Below are 24,965 nucleotides of genomic sequence, written 5' to 3' on the forward strand. Positions count from 1 at the left end.
CGCGTTCATCCTTTTGCCGGATGTTTTCGACAGAGGCGGCCGCGACGTGCGAAAGCGCTTGCCGAAACCGCCTTCGAATTCATGACGGCAGGGTATCGGCCTGCGCAGGCGCTGCGGAGTCGACGGACAGCGAGATCTGCCGCATCGGCAAGCCGATCAGGCCGGTTGAAGACGACGCGGCTTCCGACTTGAACACGTAAGCGTCGTGTTGGTGCCGCAGCGTTTGATTACCGGTCGCTCCGGCGTCCGCGACGATGACGTCGATCGCATAATCGCCCGGCGCGAGAATTGGCATTTCGAATGTGAATTCCGCTGCCAGGTGTCCGTGATTGATGAGATCGATCGGATGATGGTACGACGCCCAATACGTGTGATCGCCGAACAGCATGCGCCCGAGCTTGTCCTTGACGACGAACGCAACGACCGCCTCCGACACGCGCCGGCGTACCGACGCGTCGATGCGAAGCGTCGCGATTTCTCCGCCGGCCGTCCAGAGCAGCCGGCTGCCGTCTTCCTTCGTCAGTTCGACGGAATGGACGATCGCGTTGTCAACGTGCGACGAATCCGCTCGTTCCGGGTCGAGCGTGAAGCCGCTCGCTGCCGTATCGTGGCACGGGAACTGGCTGCGTTGATCGTACCGATCCTCTTGATGCGCGGCGGGTTGGACGGCAAGCGCAGCGGTGGCGGACGCGGCGATATTGCTTCTGCCTTGCTGTGCTTCGTAGAATGCCTCGAGATAGCGGTTGCTGACGGCTTTCGGGTCGCCTTCGTCGATGATCTTGCCGTGATCGATCCAGATCGCCCGCGTGCAAAGGCTGCGGATTGCCGCGGAATCGTGGCTGACGAACAGAACGGTGCCGCTTTGCATAAACTTGCGCAGAAACCGCATGCACTTTTGCGTAAAGAACGCGTCGCCGACGGCCAGCGCTTCGTCGATCACCAGAATATCCGCGTCGACGTGCGCGATCACCGCGAACGCGAGCCGCACGAACATCCCGCTCGAATAGGTCTTGACGGGCTGATCGATGAATTCGCCGATATCGGCAAACGCCTCGATGGCCGCGAAGCGCTCGTCGATCTGCTCCTGCGTTAGGCCGTGCAATTGGCCGTTCATGTAGACGTTCTCGCGCCCCGTGTACTCCGGATCGAAGCCGGAACCCAGCTCCAGCAGCGCGGCGATGCGCCCGGTCGTGCGGATCGTGCCTTCCGTCGGCGACAGCGTTCCGCAGATCATCTGCAGCAGCGTGCTCTTGCCCGAGCCGTTGCGGCCGATGATGCCGACCGTTTCTCCGCGTTTGACCGTGAAATCGATGTGGCGCAGCGCCCAGAAGGTACGGCCCGCGTTGTCGGCGCGGCGATGCAGCCACGATTTCAACGAGGCGGCCGGGGCCAGGCGCGCGGCGAAATTGAACGCGAGCTGGCGCAGCCGATCCGACGGACGATCGTAGGTCTTGAAACCCTTGCTCAGCGATGCGACCTGAATAACGTGCTCAGATGACATCCGCAAACCCTTTTCGCGTCTTCTGGAACCATGCGAAGCCGATCCATGCGACGATCAAGCTGACGGCGAGATACGAGCACCACATCGTCCAATCGATCGATTTCCCCCAGATCAGCACGTTGCGGCTTTGTTCGATCGGGAAGGTCAACGGATTCCAGTACACAAGCGCTTGAACGCTCGGCGGCAGCGATGACACCGGAAAGAAGATCGGCGAGAGAAACATCAGCGCCGTCACGAAAATGCCGATCGTTTGGCCGATATCGCGCAGATACACGCCGGTGGCCGACAGAATCCAAGAAATGCCGAGAATCAGCAAGCAGAGCGGCGCGAGAACGATGGGCAACATCAGCGCCGTTACAGGCACGCTGCCTTGTATCAGGAATTCGGCGATCAACAGGATCGTGATGCTGACGAATGCGTGAAAGAGCGCCGACAGCAGGCAGATGCACGGCAGAATCTCGAGCGGGAAGACGATCTTCTTCACGAAGTTCGTGTTGACGAGAACGATCGACGGCGCGCGATTCACGCATTCGGAAAATACGTTGAACATGATCATGCCCGCAAAGAGCACGACGGCGAATTCGCCGTGCGATCCCGGCGTCGATGCGTTGCCCCAGCGAGATTTGAATACGCCGCTGAACACGAAGGTGTAGACGCTCAACATCAAGAGCGGGGTCAGCATCGACCAGAGGATGCCGAGCGCGGACCCTTTGTAGCGGCCGACTGCGTCTCGCCGTGCGAGGTCGAGCATGAGCCGGCGATTCTTCACGAGCGATGTCAACAGGTACATCGGCGAGGCACTAAAGCTTTGCATGGGTGTGCGGGCAAGTACAGCGTGGTGGTACGAGAGATGAGCGAATTGCGGGCTGCCGCGGCATGGACGCCGCGACGAAGACGCGGCGTGCGCCCTGGGCGGCCGAGCGCAACCGCATTATCTCATAGAGGTTTGGACCGTTTGCTGCCGCATGACCGCGCCGCGGATTCGCGGCATCAGGTGTAACAGAATGTTTGCAGTCCTTCCTGCGCGCTGTACTCGCAGTGTTTCACCACGTTTTGTGGCAGCTGATTGCGCCATGCTTCGATGCGATCCGGCATGAACGGCCGTGCGAGATTTTGATGGCTCGGATTGGCGCGCAATTCGAGGCCGCGCTGGTTCGCGTCGAGCATCGATTCGAGAAACGGCACGTTGAGAAATGCCGTGAGGCGCTTGATGGTTGCCTCGGGCTGGGAGACGAAATCCTCGTAGCGTACGAGGAGGTAGTTCGGTTTGTCCTTGAGCGCGTGATACAAATGCAAATTAGTGTAATTCCAGATTCGCGGGAAGCATTCTTCGATATCGGCGGGTGCCCAGTCCACGTTGAGCAGGGATGCGACCGAGCCCCGCACGTCGCGGACGATGTGAACGAACTTGATCGAGGCGTTCAGCAGTCCGACTTGTTCGAGCTTGCGAATCGAAAGCAGGTCGTCGGGCGATTTGTCGCCGCATTCCCGCTTGCCGAGTCGGCGGGCGAATTCGCCGTAGAGCGCCTGAAGCACGCCGGCGAGTGAATGAGGCGCCGACTGGATGACGTCGACGATCTCCGCTTTCGTAAAATGGGCGCCGAAAACGACCGGGAAATCGTCGGACGCGACGAGCGAGCGGGCGATGACGTCGGCGGCCTCGTCCCATTGGGAAATGCTGCCGGCAATATGCGCACTCGTGCTGATCAGGGTCGTCTGCATCGGTATGAACAAATCCGGATGCAGGTTAAGCGTTTCCTTGAGTAATGTCGTGCCGGAGCGGGGTGAGCCGAAGATGATGAACATGGCTGAACAACCTTGCGTCGGGATCGAGAAGGGCGCGCAGCGGCATCGCCTCGCAGTTGATTCGTACATCGACACGGTGCGCGCCGTTACGTTCGGTAACGGCAGGAGGCGGCGCGGCGTGCGGGAGCCCAATGCCGCATGAAGTATACTCAGCACCGATCCATCGACGGTTTGTTAAAATAATCTGTTACACCTGGCTCAGACGAACCGGGTTCTTTTGTGGTCGCGAGGCGATCGCGTCTTCCAGGAAGTGGCTTTGATGTCTAAGCAGATTGTCATTCGCGCGTCAAGGGTGGCAAAGGGATTCCGTTCGTACGATCTGCCGGCGAATCGGCTCAAGCAAGCCGCATTCGGCGCCGCGAGCCGCGTGCTGCCCGGCGCATCGCGTGAGTACGCGCGGGCCAAGGCGGCGTCATATGGCAGTGTCTTCTGGGCGCTCAACGACGTCAGCTTCACGGTCGCCAAGGGTGAAACGATCGGCATCATCGGGAGAAACGGCTCCGGGAAAAGCACGTTGCTTCAGATCGTTTGCCAAACCTTGAACCCGAGCAGCGGTTCGATCGAGACGGTAGGCAGAGTCGCGGCCCTGCTCGAACTGGGTTCGGGATTCGATCTCGAATACACCGGCCGCGAGAACGTTTATTTGAACGCGCAGTTGCACGGGCTTACCCGCCGCCAAGTCGACGAGCGGCTCGACAAGATCATCGAGTTCGCCGACATCGGCGAGTTTATCGATCAACCCGTCAAGACCTATTCGAGCGGGATGTTCGTGCGCCTTGCGTTCGCGGTGATCGCGCATGTCGATGCCGACATCCTGGTAGTGGACGAGGCGCTGGCCGTCGGCGATACGTTCTTCAATCAGAAGTGCTTGCGATACATGGATCAGTTCCGGAAAAAGGGAACTATCCTATTCGTCAGTCACGATACGTCGACCGTGAAGAAGTTGTGTTCGCGCGTGATCTGGATCGACAAGGGGGAGGTTCGCCTCGAGGGCGATCCCGATGAGGTCTGCGAAGCCTATCTGGATGCTTATTTCGATACCGCTCCCACGGTGCCGGACGATGGAGCGCGGCCGGCGCCCAAACGCGCGGCGCTTGCCGCGCCGGTCGACGCGGCGCGCGATACACGCCTGGCGACGATCAATCGGACGCCTTATCGCAACGACATCGAGATTCTGCGTTTCGAGCCGCATGCGGCGTCGTTCGGCAGCGGTGCGGCGCGTATCGTCGACGTCCGGTTCGTCGACCGCGAGAATCGGCCGCTTGCATGGGCCGTGGGCGGGGAAGACGTCACGCTTCGCGTGTCCGCATTCATCAATGAGGACGTGCGCTCGCCCATCGTCGGATTTTTCTTCAACGATCAGCTCGGGCAGCCGCTATTCGGCGAGAACACCTATCTGACGTATCGGGACAAGCGCGCGTCGTGCGGCGCGGGCGATACGCTCGTCGCGAGTTTCTCGTTTGCCATGCCGGTATTGCCGGTTGGCGAGTATTCGGTCAACGTCGCCATTGCCGATGGGACGCAGCAGGACCACGTTCAGTTGCACTGGATTCACGACGCGTTGCCGATACGCGTGCATTCGTCGAGCGTCGCGAATTATCTTCTCGCCGTGCCGATGCTGCGCGTCGGCGTGTCGGCCATAGCGGCCAACGCGTAAACGGCGCGATTCATATGTCAAACGATTATTTGAAAAATCTGGAGGACACGTTGTCCCCATCCGGCAAGGAGCAAGGAAACATGTCCGAGCACAACGACGATTTGGCCTGGGACGGCGAACGATACATCCCCGGTATGTCGGCGCAGATCGAAGTTGAGCACATGCATCGATATCTGGTCGCGCGCAAGCTTGCTGCTGGCCTGCGCGTGTTGGACATCGCGTGCGGCGAGGGCTATGGCTCGTTTGCGCTCGCGCAAACGGCGGCCTCCGTGGTCGGCGTCGATATCAGCGAGGAGGCCGTTCGCCATGCGGCGGCCACTTACGGTCATCGCACCGGCAACCTCGAGTTCATCGTCGGATCGGCTGCCGACATTCCGCTTGGCGACGCGAGCGTCGATCTCGTCGTGAGCTTCGAGACCATCGAGCACCACGATCAGCACGAGGCGATGATCCGTGAGATCAAGCGCGTGTTGCGCCCGGGCGGACTCCTGATCATTTCGAGCCCTAACAAGCACGAATACTCGGATGTGACGGGCTATTCGAACCCGTGGCATGTGAAGGAACTCTATCTCGACGAATTCGAATCGCTGTTGCGCACGCGGTTTTCGCAGGTGGCGCTTTACGGTCAGCGGGTCGTGACGGGATCGATGCTCGCCGGACTGGAGCCGCGGGAAACCGGGGTGCGCACGCTGACGCATGAAGGTCCGGGCAAGGATTCGGAGCATGTCGGTGTTGCCCGCCCGCTGTACTTCATCGCGCTCGCGGCCGACGTCGCGCTGCCGGCGCTCGACGCCACGATGTACGAGGCCGTTGCCGGCGCGGGCGAATCCGCCGACAGCGCGCGCATCGAATGCAAGATCTATTGGCAGACGGATGTCGACGACAAATGGTCGGAACGTCACGCAATGGGCTGCCACGTGCTGGCCGACAATACCGAACGCGTCGCGCGTCTCGAGTTGCGAGAGCCGTCCACCGAGTTGCATGTCCGCAGGCTGCGGTTCGATCCGAGCGATCGTCCGGGCGTCGTCGAGTTGCATGCGGTCGATTTGCTCGATGCGGACGGCCGCACCGTGTGGTCCTGGCATGACGACGCGGACGCGGCGCCCGAGATATTCGGCGCGCATCGGCTCGGCAGCGGGTGGCCCATCACGCTTGTCGTGCCCGGGAGCAACCCGTGGTTTGAAATACCCGTGCCGGAACGCGTGTTGAGCCGCATCGCGAACAACTGGGCATTATCCGTTCGATTCGTCGTGCGCTCGGAAGTCGAGGCGATCGCTGGTCTTGCGATGGCGTCGCAGGCGGAACTGGACATGTTGAAGGCGCGAATCGGCGAGGCGATGCAGCTGCTCGGCGCGCGCAAGGAGTCGCAAGATCGTGCCGAGTCTTCCACGGCCGATGCCGATATCGACCACATGCTGCGCAGATTGTCCGAGCTGACGGATCTGTTTGCCGTCACGGAGCGCTCGCTGCGCATGCGCTTCGGAAAGGCGCTCGACGAGAAGAATGCGCAATTGGAGGGGGTGAGCGCTCAACTCGCCGACAAATCCGAACGGCTGCTCGCGCTCGAGCGAGAGCGTGAGCGTATCGTGAACGAGCATTTTCGCGTCGTCGCCGAATTAGGCCGCCGCAACGGTCAGATTCACGACGAAGCGCGGCTTCGCGAACTCGATGCGCAAATCGGCGAGATTCTTTCGAGTACGTCTTGGCGTTTGACCAAGCCGTTGCGCTTTGCCAAGCGGATAATGCAGGGCGGCGAGGCGCGCTCGGCCGCGATCCGATCGGCGGGCAAGCTCGTGTATCGCAGATTGCCCATGCCGGCGCCGTTTAAGCGAAAGGTCAAAGGCGCTTTCTTCCGATTGCTGCCGGGGCTGTTTTCGCACACGCGCGCCTATCAGGAGTGGGCCGCGTTGCGCAGCCGTCTGCGAGAGGAGGCGGCAAATCGGGCGAGCGCCGCTCAGGCCGCTCGCGCGCCCGAGCCAGCGGTGCCAGCAGCTCCGGCGACGCAGACGAAGACGTCCGCTCCCAGTGAGTTCCCGGTCACGGCCGTGACGCCGTCATCCGATTATCAGGCTCATCCGCCGAGCCCGCCGCGACAAGTGCCGGTGCGGGCGATCGCCTACTATTTGCCGCAGTTCCATCCGTTTCCGGAAAACGACGAGTGGTGGGGGCGCGGGTTTACCGAATGGACGAATGTCACGCGTGCGGTGCCTCAGTTCGTCGGCCACTATCAGCCCCACTTGCCCGGAGAGCTGGGATTTTATGATCTGCGCATTCCTGCCGTGCAGCAGCGGCAGGTCGAGCTTGCAAAGGCGGCGGGCCTTGGCGGCTTTTGTTTCTACTTCTATTGGTTTGGCGGCAAGCGCCTGATGGAGGCGCCGATTCGACAATACCTCGATCATCGGGAATTCGATCTGCCGTTCTGTCTGTGCTGGGCGAACGAGAACTGGTCGCGGCGTTGGGACGGCCTCGATCAGGAACTGCTGATCTCGCAGCATCATTCGCCCGAGGACGATATGGCGTTCATCGAGCACATCGCGCAATACATGCGGGATGAGCGCTACATCCGCATCAACGGCCGCCCGTTGTTGCTCGTATATCGTCCCAATCTGCTGCCCGATGCGCGCGCGACCGTCAAGCGGTGGCGCGATTGGGCGCGCGCGAACGGCCTGGGAGAGTTGTATCTCGCTTATACCCAGTCGTTCGAGAAAGCAGACCCGCGCGAATATGGGTTCGATGCGGCGATCGAGTTTCCGCCGAACAACAGTCAGCCTCCGTCGAAGGCCGACAGCGTCACGTTGATCAACCCGGAGTATTCCGGCTACATCATGGACTGGACGCATTTCGTCGAGCGCAGCCGCGCTTATCCGGACACGGAATACCGGCTGTTGCGCGGCGTGACGCCTTCGTGGGACAACGAGGCGCGCAAGCCTGGGCGAGGCGCGGTATTCGTCGGTTCGACGCCGAAGCTATACGAGGAGTGGTTGTACAACGCCGCGACCGATACCGTGCAACGCATCGACAATCCCGATGAGCGTCTCGTTTTCATCAATGCGTGGAACGAATGGGCGGAAGGCGCGCATCTCGAGCCGGATCGCCGATACGGCTATGCGTGGCTGCAAGCGACCCGCAATGCATTGACGCAGGCCAATCGCAACGCGGCCACGCGTCGCGTGCTGGTGGTTTCGCACGACGCTTACGCGCACGGCGCCCAGTATCTCGCGCTGAATCTTGTCAAGACGCTGACGACGGATTTCGGCATCGAGGTCACGACGGTGCTGCTCGGCGAGGGGCCGCTGAAGGCCGAGTTCGAACGCTGGGGCATCGTGCATGATCTGTCCGGAGTCGATCCTGAAGGCGACGAGGCGCGCGGCTTGGCCGACGAGCTTGCACAGCAGGGTTTCCGATTCGCGATCTGCAATACGACGGTTTCGGGATTGTTCGTCGGTACGCTGTCTCGCAGCGGCGTGAACTGCATCGCGCTGATTCACGAACTGCAGGGAATGCTGTCGAAGTACAAGCTCGAGCGGCACGCCGCCGAGATCGCGGAGCACGCGCGGGCTGTCGTGTTTCCCGCGGAGATGGTGCACCAGTCGTTTGGCCGATTTACCCGGCTGAACGATCGCAACGTGCGCGTGCGGCCGCAGGGGCTCTATAAGCGAAACCGTCTGCGCCACGATATCGAGCGGGCGCGTTCGATGTTGCGCGAGCGGCTGCGTTTGCCGAGCGGCGCAAAAATCATGCTGGGCGTAGGCTATGCCGATCTACGCAAAGGTGTCGACCTGTTTGCGCAAGCCGCTGCCGCATTCGCCGACCGGGACGATGTCTATTTCGTGTGGGTCGGACACTGGGACAGCGACGCGAAGGCCAAGGTCGACGCGCTGATTGCAAAGCATGGGTTGACGGACAGATTCGTCGTGACCGGGCTCGAATCCGATACGGATTTCTATTACGCGGGGGCGGACGTTCTCGTCCTGACGTCGCGCGAGGACCCATTCCCGTCCGTCGTGCTCGAGGCGCTCGAGGTCGGCGTGCCGGTCGTCGGCTTCGAAGGTGCGAGCGGCAGTTGCGATTTGTTGAAGCAGGGGTGCGGCGTCGTCGTGCCGTTCGAGGACGTGGACGCCCTTGCCCGCGCGCTGCGCGAATTGATCGAGCGGCCCGAGCATGCAAGGGAGCTTGGTGCGAAAGGGGCGGCGATCGTTGCCGAAGCGTTTTCGTTCCGATCTTACGTATTCGATCTGCTCGACATGCTTGGCTGCGGATTCAAGCGCGTGTCGGTGGTCGTGCCGAACTACAACTACGAGCGCTATATCGGGGAGCGTCTGAATTCGGTATTCGAGCAGACCTATCCGGTCTACGAACTGATCGTGCTCGACGACAATTCGTCCGATGGCAGCGTGCGCGCGATCCGCGAGCAGCTGGCGAACCGGAGCGTCGACAATCGCTTGATCGTCAACAGCGTCAATTCAGGTTCTGTGTTCACGCAATGGAAGCGTGGCGTCGAACTCGCGCGCGGCGACTATGTGTGGATTGCCGAAGCGGACGATCTGGCCCAACCCGAATTTCTCGAGACGGTGATGGCGGGATTCGAGGACGAGCGTACCGTGTTGAGCTACTGCGAATCGAAGCAGATGACGGAGTCGGGCGAAGTCGTCTGCGAGCACTATCGCGACTATGTGGCCGACATCTCCAGCGTCAAATGGAATGCGTCCTACCACGGCGCCGGCGCGGACGAAATCGCCGGCGCGCTGGCGGTGAAAAACACCATCCCGAACGTCAGCGCGGTCGTGTTCAAGCGGTCCACGCTCGACGAAGTCTTGCAGCGCCACTTCGACGAGATCCGGCAGTTCCGGGTCGCGGGCGACTGGATGGTGTATCTGCGGGTCGTCAGCCAGGGCATGATCGCATTCTCGTCGAATGCGCTGAATCTGCATCGCCGGCACGGCAGCAGCGTGACGATCGGTGGAAATGCCGAAGCGTTGCTCAAGGAGATCCGGAGTATTCAGCTCTGGGTGCGGCAGCATCACGCGATCGGCGCGTCGGTCGCCGAGTTGGCGGATCGGTATATGCAGCAGCTTTGCGAGCAATTCAACGTCGACGCGCGCGTGCGCGACGAGCTGGTTCACTGACGCGTGAGCGAGGCGCGCGCGGGGGCGGCGCCGCCCCTGATTGGCCGCATCGGCTTTCAGGCCGTGAGGCTGCCGGTCCCGCGCCGACGAATGGCGCGGATCACCGCCTTGCCGAGATTGTTGCCCGGCGTCTCGACGAACGTGTAGGTGAACCACGACAGCGCGGTGACGACAGCCACGCCGGCCGTCACCGACAGAGCATAGGCGAGCGTCACGTAGGGGATGCGCGCATAGATCGCCGCGAACAGCTTGGACATCAGGAACAGCGTCGTTGCATGGCTCAGGTAGACGGAGTAGCTGATCTTTCCGTAGAAACGCGTCAGCGGGTTGACCAGCGCGGCCGGCGGCTTGATCGCCAAGCCAACCAACAGCATGCCGTAAATGACGGCTTCGATCGTCAGCCCTTCGAGTTCGCCGATTTGGACGAAACCGTATGCGAGGGCAAGCAGCAACGCGACGGCGGCGGCGACCAACAATTCACCGATTCCATATCGCCGTGCGCGTTCGATATCGAGCAAGCCATATACACGATAGACGACGATGCCGAATGCGAATGTCGGCAAGTGGCGCAGCAGGCTGAAATTGTAGTACGTGGCGGCAACGGCCGGGTCGGATATCAGATGCGGCACGAGCGCATGCCAAAAGGAGCGCACGAGCAGCGCGGCGAACAAGAACGCCAAGGCCCGGCCGACGTTGCTCGCGTAGCGGAACACCGCCGGGAAGAATACGTAGAAAAGCATTTCGACGCCGAGCGTCCAGCTTGCCCAGACGAAGCCTTGCTCGTGACCGGGGCTTAGGTTGAATACGAAGAACAGGCTACGCAGGATCTCCGCCGGCGAATGGACAGCGCCGAATATGGCCTTGTCGCGGATGCAGTACAAGACCATCCAGACATAAAAAAGCGGAGCGATGCGAAAGAAACGGCGCAGATAGTAATTGAGAAGCGGTGTCGATTCGTCCTGCTTGCGCGTGTCCATCGACAGGCAGAGCGTAAACGCGCTGACGACGAAGAAAAGCGTGACGCCCGAGCCGCCGAGCCCTGTAAACGGCGCGAGCCATCGAGGCGCCGCTGCCGACGGCGTCGTGATGGGCGTGAAGTGGTACAGCAGAACATACAACGCGGCAAGGCCGCGCAACGAGTCGATAAAGCCGAGCTTCGGGGGGGTCATCGTCCAATCCGACATAGGTGCATCGGGTATCATAGCATCGCGATTCGGCGGCGCCGGCGCGGCGGGCGCGGCGGGCCACAGTGGTAGAATGCGGCGCGCTCTCGCGGTGTGGGGCGGGCGTAGACCGTGCGGGCGGCGGCTGCGCCGACAGCTCGCCGCGGCGTCCCCGCGGCAAGGGCGCTATGCACGGCCGTCTGGTTCGACCTCCGAAGCATATCGGCCGATACGCAAGCCGCGCCGGGTAGGCCAATCGCTTTGGCAAACGCACGATAATCGCCGCAGGCCCCAATGCAATGGAGCGCCGCGGCGGGCAAGCGCAATCGCGCCGATGATTTCCGCCCTTATTGAAGGTTCCGTCAGCACGTGGCATCCCATTTCGTCGAATCTCCGTCTCGCCGTTCTCCACCGTCCAGCGGCGAAGGATTATCGATTTCGGTCGTGACGTATTACCCTGACCGCGCGCAGATTGTGCAAACCCTGACCAGCCTGATCTCGGCGTGCGAGTGCCTGCAAGCAGCCCGCCCCGGCATCGCGCTCGACATCTTTCTCATCGACAACGGCGGCTTGCCCGATCTGTCCGAGCGTCTCGGAGCGCTCGCCCGTGCGGGCATCGGTTGCACGCTGATCGCGGGGCACGGCAACGTCGGATATGCACGCGGCCATAACCTCGGCATCGAACGCGCGCGAAGCCGCTATCATCTGGTGCTGAATCCCGATATCGATCTCGAGCCCGATGCGCTCGTCCAGGCGCTCGATTTTCTCGACGCGCATCCCGAGGCCGGGCTGTTGTCGCCTCGCATCTATGACGGCGAGCGCCATCTCCAGTATTTGTGCCGCCGCTATCCGGCGCTGCTGGACCTGTTCGTGCGGGGGTTTCTGCCGACCTCGCTGCGCCGGCCGTTCGCGCGCCGGTTGTCCCGATACGAGATGCGCGAATGCATCGACGAAACGCAGATCGTATGGGATCCGCCGATCGTCAGCGGCTGTTTCATGCTGTTTCGCACCGAGCTGCTCAAGCGGCTGCGAGGCTTCGATGCGCGCTATTTCCTGTACTTCGAGGACTATGATCTGAGTTTGCGCGCCGCGGAACTCGCGCGCATCGCCTATGTGCCCGCAGTATGCATTCTCCATCACGGCGGAGGGGCGGCGCGCAAGGGATTCGCGCACATTCGCATGTTCGTTGCGTCGGCATTCAAGTTCTATAACCGATTCGGCTGGAAATGGTTATGAGCCGAGTCGTCGTGACTGGGGCGAACGGATTCGTCGGCCGCGCCTTGTGCCGTGCGTTGCTGGCCGGCGGACATATCGTGACGGGGCTCGTTCGGCGGACGGGCGAATGCGTCGAAGGCGTGCGGGAGTGGGCGCACGACGGCCGCGATTTTGCCGGACTCGCCGAGGCGCGATGGCCGGATCTCGATTGCGTTGTGCATCTGGCCGCGCGGGTGCACGTGATGAACGACACGGCGGCCGATCCCGAAGCGGCTTTCCGCGCGACGAACGTCGAGGGCTCGTTGCGCGTGGCCGAAGCCGCGCGGCGCCACGGCGCGCGTCGCTTCGTGTTCGTGAGCAGCATCAAGGCGATTGCCGAAACCGATGGTGGCCGGCCGTTGCGTGAAGACGATCCGGCATTGCCGGACGATCCGTATGGCCGATCGAAGCGCGATGCGGAGGCGGCGCTGCGGCAGTTCGGGCAAGCTTGCGGTCTCGACGTCGTGATCGTGCGCCCGCCGCTCGTCTACGGCCCCGGTGTGCGCGCAAACTTCCTGCGGATGATGGACGCCGTGGCGCGGGGCATACCGCTGCCGCTCGGCGCGATCGCCGCGCGGCGCAGCATCGTCTACGTCGACAACCTTGCCGATGCGCTAGCCCGATGTGCGATCGATCCGCGCGCGGCGGGAGGCTGTTTTCATGTCGCGGACGACGATGCACCGTCGGTTGCCGCGCTGCTGCGTATGACGGGCGAGGCGATCGGCCGTCCGGCGAGATTGCTCCCGGTGCCCGCCGGCGTGTTGCGCGCGGCTGGCAGGCTGACGGGGCGTACCGCGCAGATCGATCGTCTGACGGGAAGTTTGCAACTCGATACCGGCCGGATCAAGCGGGTGCTCGACTGGCAGCCGCCGTTCACGACCTGGCAGGGTCTGGCAGCGACGGCGGCTTGGTACCGGGCGCGCAATATCGAGAGCTAGGGGGCATGCATTTCACCATGGCAACATCGTTGGAAACCATGGCGGTGGCGGGCATTGCCGCCATTTCGTCGACGCTCGTCTTGCGCACGCTTCTTGCCACTGGGTTGGCCTGGCGGCTTGCGACCGACATACCCAACCACCGCTCGCTGCATTCGCGGCCGACGCCTCGAGTCGGCGGATGGGGCATCGTCCCGGTGTGCATCGCGGCAATCCTGTTGCTTGCGCCGCGGCTGTGGCTGATCGCGGTTGCGGCAGCGGCGCTCGCCGCGTTATCGCAGTTCGACGACAGGCGCGGCTTATCCGCCCGCGTGCGCTTTGCCGCGCACCTGGCCGCCGTTGCCGCGCTGCTGTTCGCGTATCCGGCCGCCGCGCCATGGTGGCTGCTCGGAAGCATCGGCTTCGTAATGGTCTGGCTGATCAATCTGTATAACTTCATGGATGGAGCGGACGGCCTTGCGGGCGGTATGGCGCTGTTCGGATTCGGCGCTTACGCGGTGGCGGCACAGATCGGGCCCTCCGGCTCCGCGGATTTGGCCGTGGCCGGCGCGGCGGTTGCCGGAGCGGCATTCGGCTTTCTGCTGCTGAACTTTCATCCGGCGAAGCTGTTTCTTGGCGATGCCGGTTCGATTCCGCTCGGCTTTCTAGCCGGAGCGCTGGGTTTTTGGGGATGGCGGACGGCGGTTTGGCCGATATGGTTTCCCGCGATGGTATTTGCGCCTTTCATCGCCGATGCATCTGTAACACTCCTGAGACGTTTGTTACGAGGCGAACGGTTTTGGCAGGCGCACCGCGAGCATTATTATCAGAGAATGGTGCGCTCCGGGATCGGTCATGGGCGTACTGCCGTATATTGGTACCTCGTCATGCTCACAGGCATAATACTTGCCTTGTGGGCGCTGAATTGCGACGCGCTGCTTCAATGGCTTCTATTTATCGCGTGGTACGGCGTTCTCGCGTGTATCGGCGTTGCGATCGATAGGCGCTGGCGCGAGGCTCTAGCCGACGCTGAAAACAACTCATGAGGTTTCCTGCCGATGTTGCGACGCAAAGCATCATGGCTTTCGCTCAGTGCTTTTCTGTTCGATCTGGTGGCCGTCGTCGCCACCTGGTTGCTTGCCTATCTGGTCCGATTCAACGGTAGCGTCCCGCCGGAGTTCCTGCACGGCTCGCTGAGCGCGCTGTCGTGGGTGCTGCCCGTCTACGCGCTGATGTTCCACGTGTTCGGGCTGTATCGGGGCCTGTGGGTGTTCGCTAGTCTGCCCGATCTGATGCGGATCTCGAAGGCGCTCGCGGGCGGCGGCATCATCGTGATGATCGGTGCCGTGATGTTCCAGCCGACGCCGATTATTCCGCGTTCGGTTCTGCTGCTTTCGCCATTGCTGCTGTTTCTGATCATGGGCGGCGCGCGTGCGCTCTACCGTGCCACCAAGGAGTTCTACCTGTACGGCGGCCTCGTCGGACAAGGCAAGCCGGTGCTCGTGCTCGGCGCCGGCACGGCCGGCGCGAACCTGGCGCGCGAGCTGTCGCGCTCCGGCGAGTGGCGTCTTGTCGGCCTGCTCGACGACGATGCGACAAAGCAGGGCCGTGAAGTCTACGGCTACAAGGTGCTTGGTCCGATCGGCGATCTCGCGCACTGGACCGAGACGACCAAGGTCGAATACGCGATCATCGCGATTCCGTCCGCGCCGGTCGAAGTGCAGCGCCGCGTCGCGACGCTGTGCGTGCGGGCAGGCGTGAAGGCGCTGGTGCTGCCGTCGCTGAAGGCGCTGATGCCGGGCCAGGGCATTCTGTCTCAAATTCGCCAGATCGACCTCGAAGACCTGCTCGGCCGCGACGCCGTGACGATCGACACGCCACACGTCGAAGCGCTGCTGCGCGGCCGCGTCGTGATGGTCACGGGCGCCGGCGGCTCGATCGGCTCGGAACTCTGCCGCCAGATTCTGAGGTTCCAGCCCGCGCAACTGATCGCGTTCGATCTGTCCGAATATGCGATGTACCGGCTCACGGAAGAGCTGCGCGAGCGCTTCCCCGATCAGCCCGTCGTGCCGATCATCGGCGATGCGAAGGATTCGCTGCTGCTCGATCAGGTGATGTCGCGTTATGCGCCGCATATCGTGTTCCACGCGGCCGCTTACAAGCACGTGCCGCTGATGGAGGAACTCAATGCGTGGCAGGCGCTGCGCAACAACGTGCTCGGCACCTATCGGGTCGCGCGCGCGGCGATTCGTCAGGACGTCAGGCATTTCGTGCTGATTTCGACCGACAAGGCCGTCAATCCGACGAACGTGATGGGCGCGAGCAAGCGCCTGGCCGAGATGGCGTGCCAGGCATTGCAGCAGACGAGCACGCGCACGCAGTTCGAAACGGTGCGCTTTGGCAACGTGCTCGGCAGCGCGGGCAGCGTGATCCCGAAATTCCAGCAGCAGATCGCGAAGGGCGGCCCGGTGACGGTCACGCATCCGGAGATCACGCGCTTTTTCATGACGATTCCGGAAGCGTCGCAATTGGTGCTGCAGGCGTCGAGCATGGGGCAGGGTGGCGAGATCTTCATTCTCGACATGGGCGAGCCGGTGAGGATCGTCGATCTCGCGCGCGATCTGATTCGTCTGTATGGCTTCACCGAGGACCAGATCCGCATCGAGTTCAGCGGCTTGCGTCCGGGCGAGAAGCTCTACGAGGAACTGCTCGCCGACGACGAAACGACTACCCGCACGCCGCATCCGAAGCTGCGTACCGCGAAGGCGCGCGAAGTGCCCGACCATCTGCTCGACGAATTGCTGCCGTGGCTGATGCAGCACCGGGTGCTGAGCGACGACGAGGTGCGGCGCGATCTGCGCCGCTGGGTGCCGGAATATCAGCCGGCGGTCGGCCCGACGCTGCAGAGCGTGCCGCCCGCCGCGGGCCGCGCCGGCAGCCGTGGCCGGGAGGCGTGAGCGGGCCGTTGTCGTTCAGGCTGCGAGAGGTGGGTCGTCGCAGGCGGTACGCCGCAGCGGGCCGGGGCCGCGCGAGGACGCAGCCGGTGTCGCGGCAAGGCAATCGCTGAGCTGGCCCGGCTATTCGCAGGCGGGTGAATCATCGACGTAAAAAAGCGCGGGCAGGATTTTCTGCCCGCGCTTTTTTGTCACTGTTTCGGCAGATGCTGCTTGCGCACGACCATCCAGCGCGGCGACTTGAAGCGCACGATGCTCATGTACAGCCATACGTAGGTCACGGCGAACACGATCACGAATGCGAACAGATGGATCGTGTGCTGCCAGAAGAGCGTCGCGGGAATGATCGCGATCAGACACAGCAGCCACAGATACGGCGACGTCAGCGAGTTCCGGCGCGTGAGTTCATGCGCGGCGCGCGTGCCGACCGCCCAGCGCATCAGCCGCTTGTAGATCAGCATGTGCAGATGCACGCCGTCCGGGATGCCGGGCGACATGCCGCGCACGAATTTCTTCCGGTAGATCGAGAAGCAGGTCTCGAAGATCGGATACATGAAGAGCAGCACCGGATACCACGCGGACACTTCGCGGTGCCGCATCACGAGCGAGATCGAAAGCTCGGCGAGCATGAAGCCGATGAAGTAGGCGCCGCCGTCGCCGAGGAAGATCAGGCCGGCCGGGAAATTCCAGATGAAAAATCCCATGATCGCGCCCATCATCACGAACGACGCGGACATCACGACCGGATCGCGGACCTGGAACGCGACGTAGGCGAGCGAGGCGAACATCATGAACGTGACCATCGAAGCCAAGCCGTTGAAGCCGTCGATGATGTTGACCGCGTTGGCGAGCGCGGCGACCGCGAGCACCGTGATCGCGGCCGAAATGGCGGCGTAGCCAAGCAGGAAATCCAGCGGCGGCACGCTGATGCGCGTGATCGCGACGCCCATCAGCACGAACGCGAGCGCCGCGGCCGCCATCGTGCACACGAGGCGCGCGGCGGGCGTGACCTTTTTCGTCAGATCCTCGATCAGTCCCGAAGCGAAAGCGGGCAATCCGCACGCGGCGAGCCCGAGGATGCTGCCGGCGATGGCCGGATACTTGCGCGACAACAGCGCGGTGCCAACCGTCAACCCGAGCAGAATGCCGATGCCGCCGACGCGCGGCACCGGCCGCGCGTGGAATTTCTGCACGCCGGCAAGATCGTTGTCGATCGAAAATTTCTCGTGCAGATGCGCATAGCGGACGATGAGCAGCGTGACGAGAAGCGAGACGATGAAACCGGCGGCGAAACTGAGCATGAGCGTGCCCGCGAATTGGACAGCGGATTATACAAAACCCTTGGGGTTGTTCTCCTGCCATCGCCAGTGGTCGGCGCACATGCGCTCGAGATCGTACTCGGCCTGCCAGCCGATGATCTGCTTGGCGGCGGCCGGGTTCGCGTAGCACTCGGCGACGTCGCCCGGTCGGCGTGCAACGAGTTCGTATGGCACCGGTTTGCCCGAGGCCGCCTCGAATGCGCGCACGACTTCGAGCACGCTGTAGCCGCGGCCCGTGCCGAGATTGACGGTCAGGCTCGCATCGCGCTTGTCGAGCGCGTCGAGCGCGGCGATGTGGCCGCGTGCGAGGTCGACGACGTGGATATAGTCGCGCACGCCGGTACCGTCGGGCGTCGGGTAGTCGTTGCCGAACACGCGCAGTTTCTCGAGCTTGCCGACCGCGACCTGCGCGACATACGGCATCAGATTGTTCGGAATGCCGGCCGGGTCCTCGCCGATGAGGCCGCTCGCATGCGCGCCGACCGGATTGAAATAGCGCAGCGTCGCGACGCGCCATTGCGGATCGGCGATTTCGACGTCGCGCAGGATCTGCTCGGCCATCAGTTTGGTCTGGCCGTATGGGTTGGTCGCCGACAGCGGGAACGATTCGTCGATCGGCGAGCGCTCGGGCACGCCGTAGACGGTTGCCGACGAGCTGAACACGATGCGCTTTGCATTGCGCTCGCGCATCACGCGCAGCAGCGCGAGCAGGCTGTCGAGGTTGTTCCGGTAGTACTCGACGGGCTTCGCGACCGATTCGCCGACCGCCTTCAGCGCGGCAAAATGAATCGCCGCCGTGATCGGGTGCGCATCGAACACGCGCTCGAGCGCGGCTTCGTCGCGCACGTCGATTTCATGGAACGCGGGCGTCTTGCCGGTGATCTGCGCGATCCGTGCGATCGCTTCGCGCTTGCTGTTGACGAGGTTGTCGGCGATCACGACGTCGTAGCCGTAATCGAGCAGTTCGACGGCGGTATGGGATCCGATGTAGCCCGCACCGCCCGTGACGAGGATCGTGCCCTTCGTGCTCATGCTGGTTGCTCCGTCAAAGTGTGACGCCCGTCAGGGCGGAAATGGTTTGATGATAACGCTCGACGACTTTCGCCTCGTCGAACTCGCGAGCGACCTTTTGCCGGCCGCGCTCGCCCATCGCGCGGCGCTCGGCCACGCTCATGTCGAGCATGCGCGCGAGCGCGGCGGCAAGGCTCGCGCTGTCGCGCGCCGCGCACAACAGGCCCGTGACGCCGTCGTCGACGACGTCGCGGCAGCCCGGCACGTCGGTCGCGACGATCGGCCGGCCCATCGCCGACGCCTCCATCAGCGTGCGCGGCACGCCTTCGCGGTAAGACGGCAGCACCACGCAGTCGGCGCGCGCGATGTACGGGCGCACGTCGTGAGTCTCGCCGAGATAGTCGATCACGCCGTCGCGCGTCCATGCATCGACGTCGGCCTGCGAGATCGCGCTCGGATTGTCCACGCCGACCGGGCCGAGCAGCGCGAAGCGCGCATGTGCATAGCGCGCGCGCAGCGCGCGCGCTGCATCGACGTATTCGCGCACGCCCTTGTCCCACAGCAGGCGTCCGATCAGTACGAACGTGAAGGTGTCGCGCGCGGGCAGCGGCGCGAGCGCGAACTGATCGAGATCGACACCTTCGCCGTGCAGCAGCCGCGCGCGCCCGGGATGCGCGAGCAGGCGCTCGCGCTCGAACGTGTCGAGATCGTCGCGGTTCAGGAACCAGACCTCGCGCGGGAAACGGAAGGCGAAGCGGTAGAGGCGCTTGGCGATTTGAGCGGCGCGGCTGGGCTGAATGAACACGTAACCGAGGCCCGTCGTCACCGCGACCGACGGCACGCGTGCGAGCCGCGCCGCGATCGAGCCGTAGATGTTGGGCTTGATCGTGTAATGGAACACGAGATCGGGACGGATGTCGCGATACGCGCGGTACAGCGCGCCGAGCGTGCGCAGATCCTCGCGCGGGTTCGTGCCTTTCGATGCGATGGGCAACTCGACGTAGCGGCAGCCCATCTGCACCAGCAGCTCGGCGGTGCGATCGCGCGGCGCGAGCACGGTGACTTGCACACCGCGCGCGGTGAGCATCCGGATCAGGCCGTGCCGATATGTGTAGATCGCCCATGCGGTATTGCAGACGAGGACGATGCGCAAGGCGGCGGGGGCGTTCATGAGCGTGGCGCGGCGTCGGAACGGCGCGTGCGCGCCGATGCCGCGCGCGCGGGCAGTGGACGAAGCGTGCGGCCCGGGCCGTCTGAGGGCGGGCACGCCGAGCTGCCGGAAGGCCGGGGCCGAAGGCTGCTTGCGTTGGGCAAAGATGAGGCGAATGTCATGTCGGGCAAAATTACGGGGCGGCGCGTCACGCTCGCGCATGCCGCGCGAACAGCCTGCGCTTGATACGCTGCAACAGCGTATACGGCGTCACGAAATGCAGCAGGTTCTTCGCGAGGCCGAGCCAGTCGCACGGGTTGAGCGCGTCGAAGTGGCGCACGACGAGGGCGAGCGTCGACACAATCTGCCGGCGTCGCTTGGTCGCGCTGATGCCGCCCTCGTTCAATTCGTAATACAAACCGAGTTCGGGTAAATTCGCGCAATCGTAACGTTCCATCAGCCGCAAGAAAATATCGAGATCCTCCGCGGCGCGATATTTAACGCGATAGTTGCCTACCGCACGCACCGCGTCGATATCGAGCATCACCGAAGGATGCACGAGCGGCGAGCGCAAAAAGCGCGTGCGGCGCAGCGCGGCGGGCTCGGCGGGCGGGGTCAGCATGAAGAGTGCCCGGCCGTCGCGCGAGACCACCTGCGTCCACATCCCGACGCACGCGACGCGCGGGTGCGCGGCGAGATACGCGCGCTGCTTCGCGAGCCGGTGCGGCACGGCGAGGTCGCCTGCGTCGATGCGCGCCGCGTAACGGAAGCCGCGCGCGGCGAGCGCGTCGATGCCGGCGGCGAGCGCGCGCTCGATGCCGCCGTTTTGCGGCATCCGCAGCACGTCGATCGACAGGCCGGGCAGCTGCGGCGCGACGATCGGCGGCGTGCTGCCGTCGTCGACGATGAGCACGCGCACGCCCGCGTCCTCGCGCAACGACGCGAGCGTGCGCACGAGATCGTCCTGAGCGTTGTAGGCGGGGATCAGCACCGCGACGTCGTCGAGCGAGCGGGCGGCGCCGTGCGTATCGGGCAAGTCGGGTGCGGGCGTCATGGGCGCAGCTTCAAGCGGATATAGTAGAAATTGACGGCCGCCGCGGCGAGATAGCCGGCCGCTAGGCCGGCGAGCGCGCCGTGCGGCCCGGCGCGCTCAATCGCGATCAGATTGACGAGCGCCGCGAGCGCCAGGGCGATCACCCATTTCGCGAGCAACACGAATTTCGCCTGATATTTGAGCACGACGAGATTGCTGATCGCCTCGATGCCCGCCGGCACCGACAGCCACACCGCCCAGCGGAAGATTTCGACCGCGCTGTCAAAGCCGGGCCCGAACACCTTGCGGATGATGAAACCCGCGAGCAGGTCGAGCACGAGCGCGCCCGAGATCATCAGCGCGGCGGTCATGCCGACGAGCCGCCGGATGTTGCGGGCGAGCTGCGCGGCGTCGTGCACGCGATAGACGAACGCGGGCGCGATTGTCTGCGCGAGCATCAGCGCGAGCGTGATCCAGTTCTCGTTCAACTGCTGCGCGGCTGCATAGCGGCCGAGTTCGGCGAACGTCACGTAGCGCTCGAGCATGAGCCGGTCGAGCTTCAGAAACAGGTACATGCAGACGAGGCCGAGCCAGAACACGGTGCCGGTCGTCGCGAACTCGCGCACGAGCGGCCGCTCGATGCGCCAGCCGAGCACGCCGCCATGCTTGGCGCGGTAGTACGCGATCAGCGCGCCCGCGATCAGCGCGGCTTCGAGCGCCCACAGCCAGCCGAAGCGCGCCGGCGCGACGCTCGCGCGCACCAGCAGCCAGACGAGCGCCATTTTCAGGAGCGCGGCCGCGATGCTCGCGACGAGCTGCGGCTTGCTGTAAGTCATGCTCTGCAGCCACGCGTTGACGACGCCGACAAACGGCTCGCGCAGCGCGAGCGTGAGCGCGAGCCCGGCGAGCATCGCGCCGACGAGCGGATCGAGCGCGCCCGCGGCGATTGCCGCCCACGTGAGCGCGAGCGCCGCGACCGACACCGCGAAGCGCAGCGCGAACGCGCTGCCGAGCACGGCGCCCAACTCCGCGCCGCTGCGCTGGACGATCGTGGGCACCAGGATTTCGGCGCCGCATACCCACGTGAGCGGGGCGAGCACGAGCAGCAGCGTGTTCGCGTACTGCCATTTGCCGAACGCGTCCGGACCGAAATAGCGGGCGAGCAGCCCGCTCACGACGATCGCGACGCCGATTTGCGTGACGCGCTCGATGCCGAGCCAAGCCAGGTTGGCGACGGCTCGCCCGACCTCGGGATTGGCGATCCGCTTCAGCATAAAAGAATTGAAAAGGAAACTGTATCCAAGATCACCGAACGCGCTGTATTAATGAACGGTTTTGCTGCAATGAAGCAACTAGGCATTAGAATGAGATGATCCGTTAGTGCGATCGGCTTGCCGCAAACCTGCGATTATAAATTGTCCGGGGTTCGCGGCAGCCGGCGCCAGATGTTCCGTCCGGGGCGGCAAATTTTTCCAATGCAAGACTGAGAGTGAATCGATGATTTCCCAATCCATTTTCAAGGCATACGATATTCGGGGCGTGATCGGCAAGACGCTCGATGCCGACGTCGCTCGCGCGATCGGCCGTGCGTTCGGCAGCGAAGTGCGCGCAGCCGGCGGCGACGCCGTGGTGATCGCGCGCGACGGCCGCCTGTCCGGGCCGCAGTTGTCGGCCGCGCTTGCCGACGGGCTGCGTGCCGCGGGCGTCGACGTGGTCGACGTCGGCATGGTGCCGACGCCGGTCGGCTACTTCGCGGCAAGCGTGCCGCTCGCGCTCAAGGCGGGCGAGCGCCGGGTCGATTCGTGCATCGTCGTCACCGGCAGCCACAATCCGCCCGACTACAACGGCTTCAAGATGGTGCTGCGCGGCGCGGCGATCTACGGCGAGCAGATCCAGGCGCTCTACAAGCGGATCGTCGACGAGCGCTTCGAAAGCGGCAGCGGCGCTTACGAGCAATACGACGTCGCCGACCAGTACGTCGAGCGGATCACGAGCGACATCAAGCTCGCGCGGCCGCTGAAGCTCGTGGTCGACGCGGGCAACGGCGTGGCCGGCCCGCTCGCCACGCGCCTGTTCAAGGCGCTCGGCTGCGAGCTGGTCGAGCTTTATACGGATATCGACGGCAATTTCCCGAACCATCATCCGGACCCGGCGCACCCGGAGAACCTCGAGGACGTGATCGGCAAGCTCAAGCAAACCGATGCCGAGATCGGCTTCGCGTTCGACGGCGACGGCGATCGCCTGGGCGTCGTCACGAAGGACGGCCAGATCATCTATCCGGACCGTCAGTTGATGCTGTTCGCGCAGGAAGTGCTGTCGCGCAATCCGGGCGCGCAGATCATCTACGACGTCAAATGCACGCGCAATCTCGCGCACTGGGTGCGCGAGAAGGGCGGCGAGCCGCTGATGTGGAAGACGGGCCACTCGCTCGTGAAGGCCAAGCTGCGCGAGACCGGCGCGCCGCTGGCAGGCGAGATGAGCGGCCACGTGTTCTTCAAGGATCGCTGGTACGGCTTCGACGACGGCCTCTACACCGGCGCGCGGCTGCTCGAGATTCTCGCGCGCGTCGCGGACCCGAGCGCGCTGCTCAACGGCTTGCCGAACGCGGTGTCGACGCCCGAGCTGAACCTGAAGCTCGAAGAGGGTGAGAACGTGAAGCTGATCGATGCGCTGCGCGCGAACGCGAAGTTCGACGGCGCGGACGAGATCGTGACGATCGACGGGCTGCGCGTCGAGTATCCGGACGGCTTCGGCCTCGCGCGCTCGTCGAATACGACGCCCGTTATCGTGCTGCGCTTCGAGGCGACCACCGCCGATGGGCTCGCACGCATTCAGGACGATTTCCGCCGTGCGCTGAAGGCGGCCAAGCCGGACGCGGACCTGCCGTTCTGAGCGACGGCGCGGCGCGCAACCACGGTTGCGCGCCGCGCTTGCGCTTTCGCAAGCTTTACCGACAAAAGCGGCGACGCCAGCGGGCGTTCGCCGCTTTTTGTCTATGTCGGCCGCCGGGCGCGATAAAATCCGTCCTTTCGGCCTCGAGCCGGCCTTCGCCGGCTTTGTTTTCAGCGTGCAAAAAATTCTGATCGTGCGCGTGTCGTCGTTGGGCGACGTCGTGCATAACATGCCGGTGATTGCCGACATCCGCCGGCATCATCCCGATGCGCGGATCGACTGGCTCGTCGAGGAGGGATTCGCCGATCTCGTCGGACTCGTCGACGGCGTGCGCAACGTGCTGCCATTCTCGTTGCGGCGCTGGCGCAAGCGGCTCGGCTCCGTCGCGACGTGGCGTGAGATCGGCGCATTCAGGCGCCGGCTTGCCGAGGAGCGCTACGACCTCGTGATCGACTGCCAGGGGCTTATCAAGACCGCGTGGGTCGCGAGCTGGGCGCGCGGCCCGCTCGTCGGCCTTGGCAACCGCACCGACGGCGCCGGCTACGAATGGCCAGTGCGCTTCTTCTATCGCCGGCGTGTGCCGATCGCGCCGCGCACGCACGTCGTCGAACGCTCGCGGCAGCTCGTCGCGGCGGCGCTGGGCGTTCCGGCGCCCGCGCCCGGCGATCCGGTCGATTTCGGGCTGAACACGGCGGCCGCGTCGCGCGCGCTCGCCACGCTCGATCTGAACCTGCCCGTGCCGTATGTGGTGTTCGTGCATGCGACGTCGCGCACCGACAAGCAATGGCCCGACGACGCATGGCTGGCGCTGGGCGAGGCGCTCGTGCGGCGCGGCATGTCGCTCGTGCTGCCGTGGGGCAGCGACGCCGAGCGCGCGACGAGCGAGCGGCTCGCCAACGCGTTCGGCGCGGCGGCCATCGTGCCGCCGAAGCTGTCGCTGCCCGCCGTGGTCGGCCTGATCGACGGCGCGGCGGCGACGGTCGGCGTCGATACGGGCCTCGTCCACATCGCGGCGGCGCTCAAGCGCCCGACCGTCGAACTGTACAATTTCGCGACGGCTTGGCGCACGGGCGGCTACTGGTCGCCCAACGTCGTCAACCTCGGCACGGCGGGCGCGCCGCCGTCCCTTTCGCAGGTGAAGGACGCGCTCGCGTCGTTCGGCTTGCTGTAATTCTTGACGCGATC

At 64.0% G+C, this 24,965-nt stretch carries 18 protein-coding genes; 9 read left to right on the top strand and 9 right to left on the bottom strand.

The genetic code is table 11. The features are described 5' to 3' along the window. Positions 1–79: 79 nt before the first annotated feature. From AQ611_RS05540 to AQ611_RS05550, 3 genes are all read right to left on the bottom strand, one after another. Complete coding sequence (locus AQ611_RS05540; RefSeq protein WP_069233946.1) at positions 80–1,501, bottom strand: ABC transporter ATP-binding protein; 1,422 nt, start codon at positions 1,499–1,501, stop codon at positions 80–82. Continuing rightward, entirely contained in the window at positions 1,491–2,315 is an 825-nt protein-coding gene (locus AQ611_RS05545) for an ABC transporter permease (RefSeq protein WP_059519984.1), read from the bottom strand. Before AQ611_RS05545 ends, AQ611_RS05540 begins: the two co-directional genes overlap by 11 nt. 176 nt (positions 2,316–2,491) lie before the next feature. Further along, entirely contained in the window at positions 2,492–3,307 is an 816-nt protein-coding gene (locus tag AQ611_RS05550; protein ID WP_059519983.1) for a sulfotransferase family protein, read from the bottom strand. Here AQ611_RS05550 and AQ611_RS25385 point away from each other — a divergent pair. The 3 genes from AQ611_RS25385 to AQ611_RS05560 all read left to right on the top strand — a co-directional run bounded on the left by AQ611_RS25385 (position 3,306) and on the right by AQ611_RS05560 (position 10,090). Next, positions 3,306–3,449, top strand: a complete 144-nt coding sequence (locus AQ611_RS25385) for a hypothetical protein (RefSeq protein WP_156789213.1) — start codon at positions 3,306–3,308, stop codon at positions 3,447–3,449. The two genes, AQ611_RS05550 and AQ611_RS25385, sit on opposite strands and share 2 nt — an antisense overlap. Positions 3,450–3,566: 117 nt before the next feature. Beyond that, a complete protein-coding gene (locus tag AQ611_RS05555) occupies positions 3,567–4,964 on the top strand; it encodes an ABC transporter ATP-binding protein (RefSeq protein ID WP_069233947.1) in 1,398 nt (465 codons plus the stop codon). Between the two features lie 80 nt (positions 4,965–5,044). Further along, positions 5,045–10,090: a glycoside hydrolase family 99-like domain-containing protein gene (locus AQ611_RS05560; protein ID WP_069235149.1), complete on the top strand. Its 5,046-nt coding sequence runs from the start codon at positions 5,045–5,047 to the stop codon at positions 10,088–10,090. A gap of 56 nt (positions 10,091–10,146) precedes the next feature. Here AQ611_RS05560 and AQ611_RS05565 read toward each other — a convergent pair whose 3' ends face one another. Continuing rightward, on the bottom strand, positions 10,147–11,259 hold the full coding sequence (locus AQ611_RS05565; RefSeq protein ID WP_069235150.1) for an acyltransferase family protein: 1,113 nt from the start codon (positions 11,257–11,259) through the stop codon (positions 10,147–10,149). 438 nt (positions 11,260–11,697) lie between these two features. On the opposite strand from AQ611_RS05565, the gene AQ611_RS05570 reads away from it, so the two are divergent. Genes AQ611_RS05570 through AQ611_RS05585 form a run of 4 tightly spaced genes read left to right on the top strand, consistent with a single transcriptional unit; the run spans position 11,698 to position 16,378 of the window. Further along, the gene (locus tag AQ611_RS05570) at positions 11,698–12,489 is read left to right on the top strand and encodes a glycosyltransferase family 2 protein (RefSeq protein ID WP_082712101.1); all 792 of its coding nucleotides are present in this window, start codon (positions 11,698–11,700) and stop codon (positions 12,487–12,489) included. After that, positions 12,486–13,445, top strand: coding sequence for a UDP-glucose 4-epimerase family protein (locus AQ611_RS05575; RefSeq protein WP_059519980.1), 960 nt, complete (start codon positions 12,486–12,488; stop codon positions 13,443–13,445). Before AQ611_RS05570 ends, AQ611_RS05575 begins: the two co-directional genes overlap by 4 nt. A gap of 5 nt (positions 13,446–13,450) precedes the next feature. Continuing rightward, positions 13,451–14,467, top strand: a complete 1,017-nt coding sequence (locus AQ611_RS05580; RefSeq protein ID WP_069233948.1) for an MraY family glycosyltransferase — start codon at positions 13,451–13,453, stop codon at positions 14,465–14,467. A gap of 12 nt (positions 14,468–14,479) precedes the next feature. After that, positions 14,480–16,378, top strand: a complete 1,899-nt coding sequence (locus AQ611_RS05585) for a polysaccharide biosynthesis protein (protein WP_059519978.1) — start codon at positions 14,480–14,482, stop codon at positions 16,376–16,378. Positions 16,379–16,566: 188 nt separating this feature from the next. On the opposite strand, the gene AQ611_RS05590 is transcribed toward AQ611_RS05585, so the two are convergent. From AQ611_RS05590 to AQ611_RS05610, 5 genes are all read right to left on the bottom strand, one after another. Continuing rightward, a complete protein-coding gene (locus AQ611_RS05590; RefSeq protein WP_059519977.1) occupies positions 16,567–17,676 on the bottom strand; it encodes an MraY family glycosyltransferase in 1,110 nt (369 codons plus the stop codon). A 27-nt stretch (positions 17,677–17,703) separates the two neighbouring features. Continuing rightward, positions 17,704–18,726: a UDP-glucose 4-epimerase GalE gene (gene galE, locus AQ611_RS05595; RefSeq protein WP_069233949.1), complete on the bottom strand. Its 1,023-nt coding sequence runs from the start codon at positions 18,724–18,726 to the stop codon at positions 17,704–17,706. A 13-nt stretch (positions 18,727–18,739) separates the two neighbouring features. Continuing rightward, on the bottom strand, positions 18,740–19,876 hold the full coding sequence (locus tag AQ611_RS05600; RefSeq protein WP_059520084.1) for a glycosyltransferase family 4 protein: 1,137 nt from the start codon (positions 19,874–19,876) through the stop codon (positions 18,740–18,742). A 187-nt stretch (positions 19,877–20,063) separates the two neighbouring features. Next, positions 20,064–20,909 (bottom strand): glycosyltransferase, encoded by an 846-nt coding sequence (locus tag AQ611_RS05605; RefSeq protein ID WP_059519975.1) that lies wholly within the window; start codon positions 20,907–20,909, stop codon positions 20,064–20,066. Then, positions 20,906–22,162 carry an oligosaccharide flippase family protein gene (locus AQ611_RS05610; protein ID WP_069233950.1) on the bottom strand — a complete coding sequence of 419 codons (1,257 nt, stop codon included), beginning with the start codon at positions 22,160–22,162 and terminating at the stop codon, positions 20,906–20,908. Before AQ611_RS05610 ends, AQ611_RS05605 begins: the two co-directional genes overlap by 4 nt. A 223-nt stretch (positions 22,163–22,385) precedes the next feature. Here AQ611_RS05610 and AQ611_RS05615 point away from each other — a divergent pair, with 223 nt between their 5' ends. Both AQ611_RS05615 and waaC read left to right on the top strand, forming a co-directional pair. Next, on the top strand, positions 22,386–23,780 hold the full coding sequence (locus AQ611_RS05615) for a phosphomannomutase/phosphoglucomutase (RefSeq protein ID WP_059519973.1): 1,395 nt from the start codon (positions 22,386–22,388) through the stop codon (positions 23,778–23,780). Between the two features lie 103 nt (positions 23,781–23,883). Next, a complete protein-coding gene (waaC, locus tag AQ611_RS05620; RefSeq protein WP_059519972.1) occupies positions 23,884–24,951 on the top strand; it encodes a lipopolysaccharide heptosyltransferase I in 1,068 nt (355 codons plus the stop codon). The last annotated feature ends 14 nt before the right edge of the window (positions 24,952–24,965 follow it).

The organism is Burkholderia singularis, from assembly GCF_001718875.1.
In the GTDB taxonomy this organism is placed as follows: Bacteria; Pseudomonadota; Gammaproteobacteria; order Burkholderiales; family Burkholderiaceae; genus Burkholderia; species Burkholderia singularis.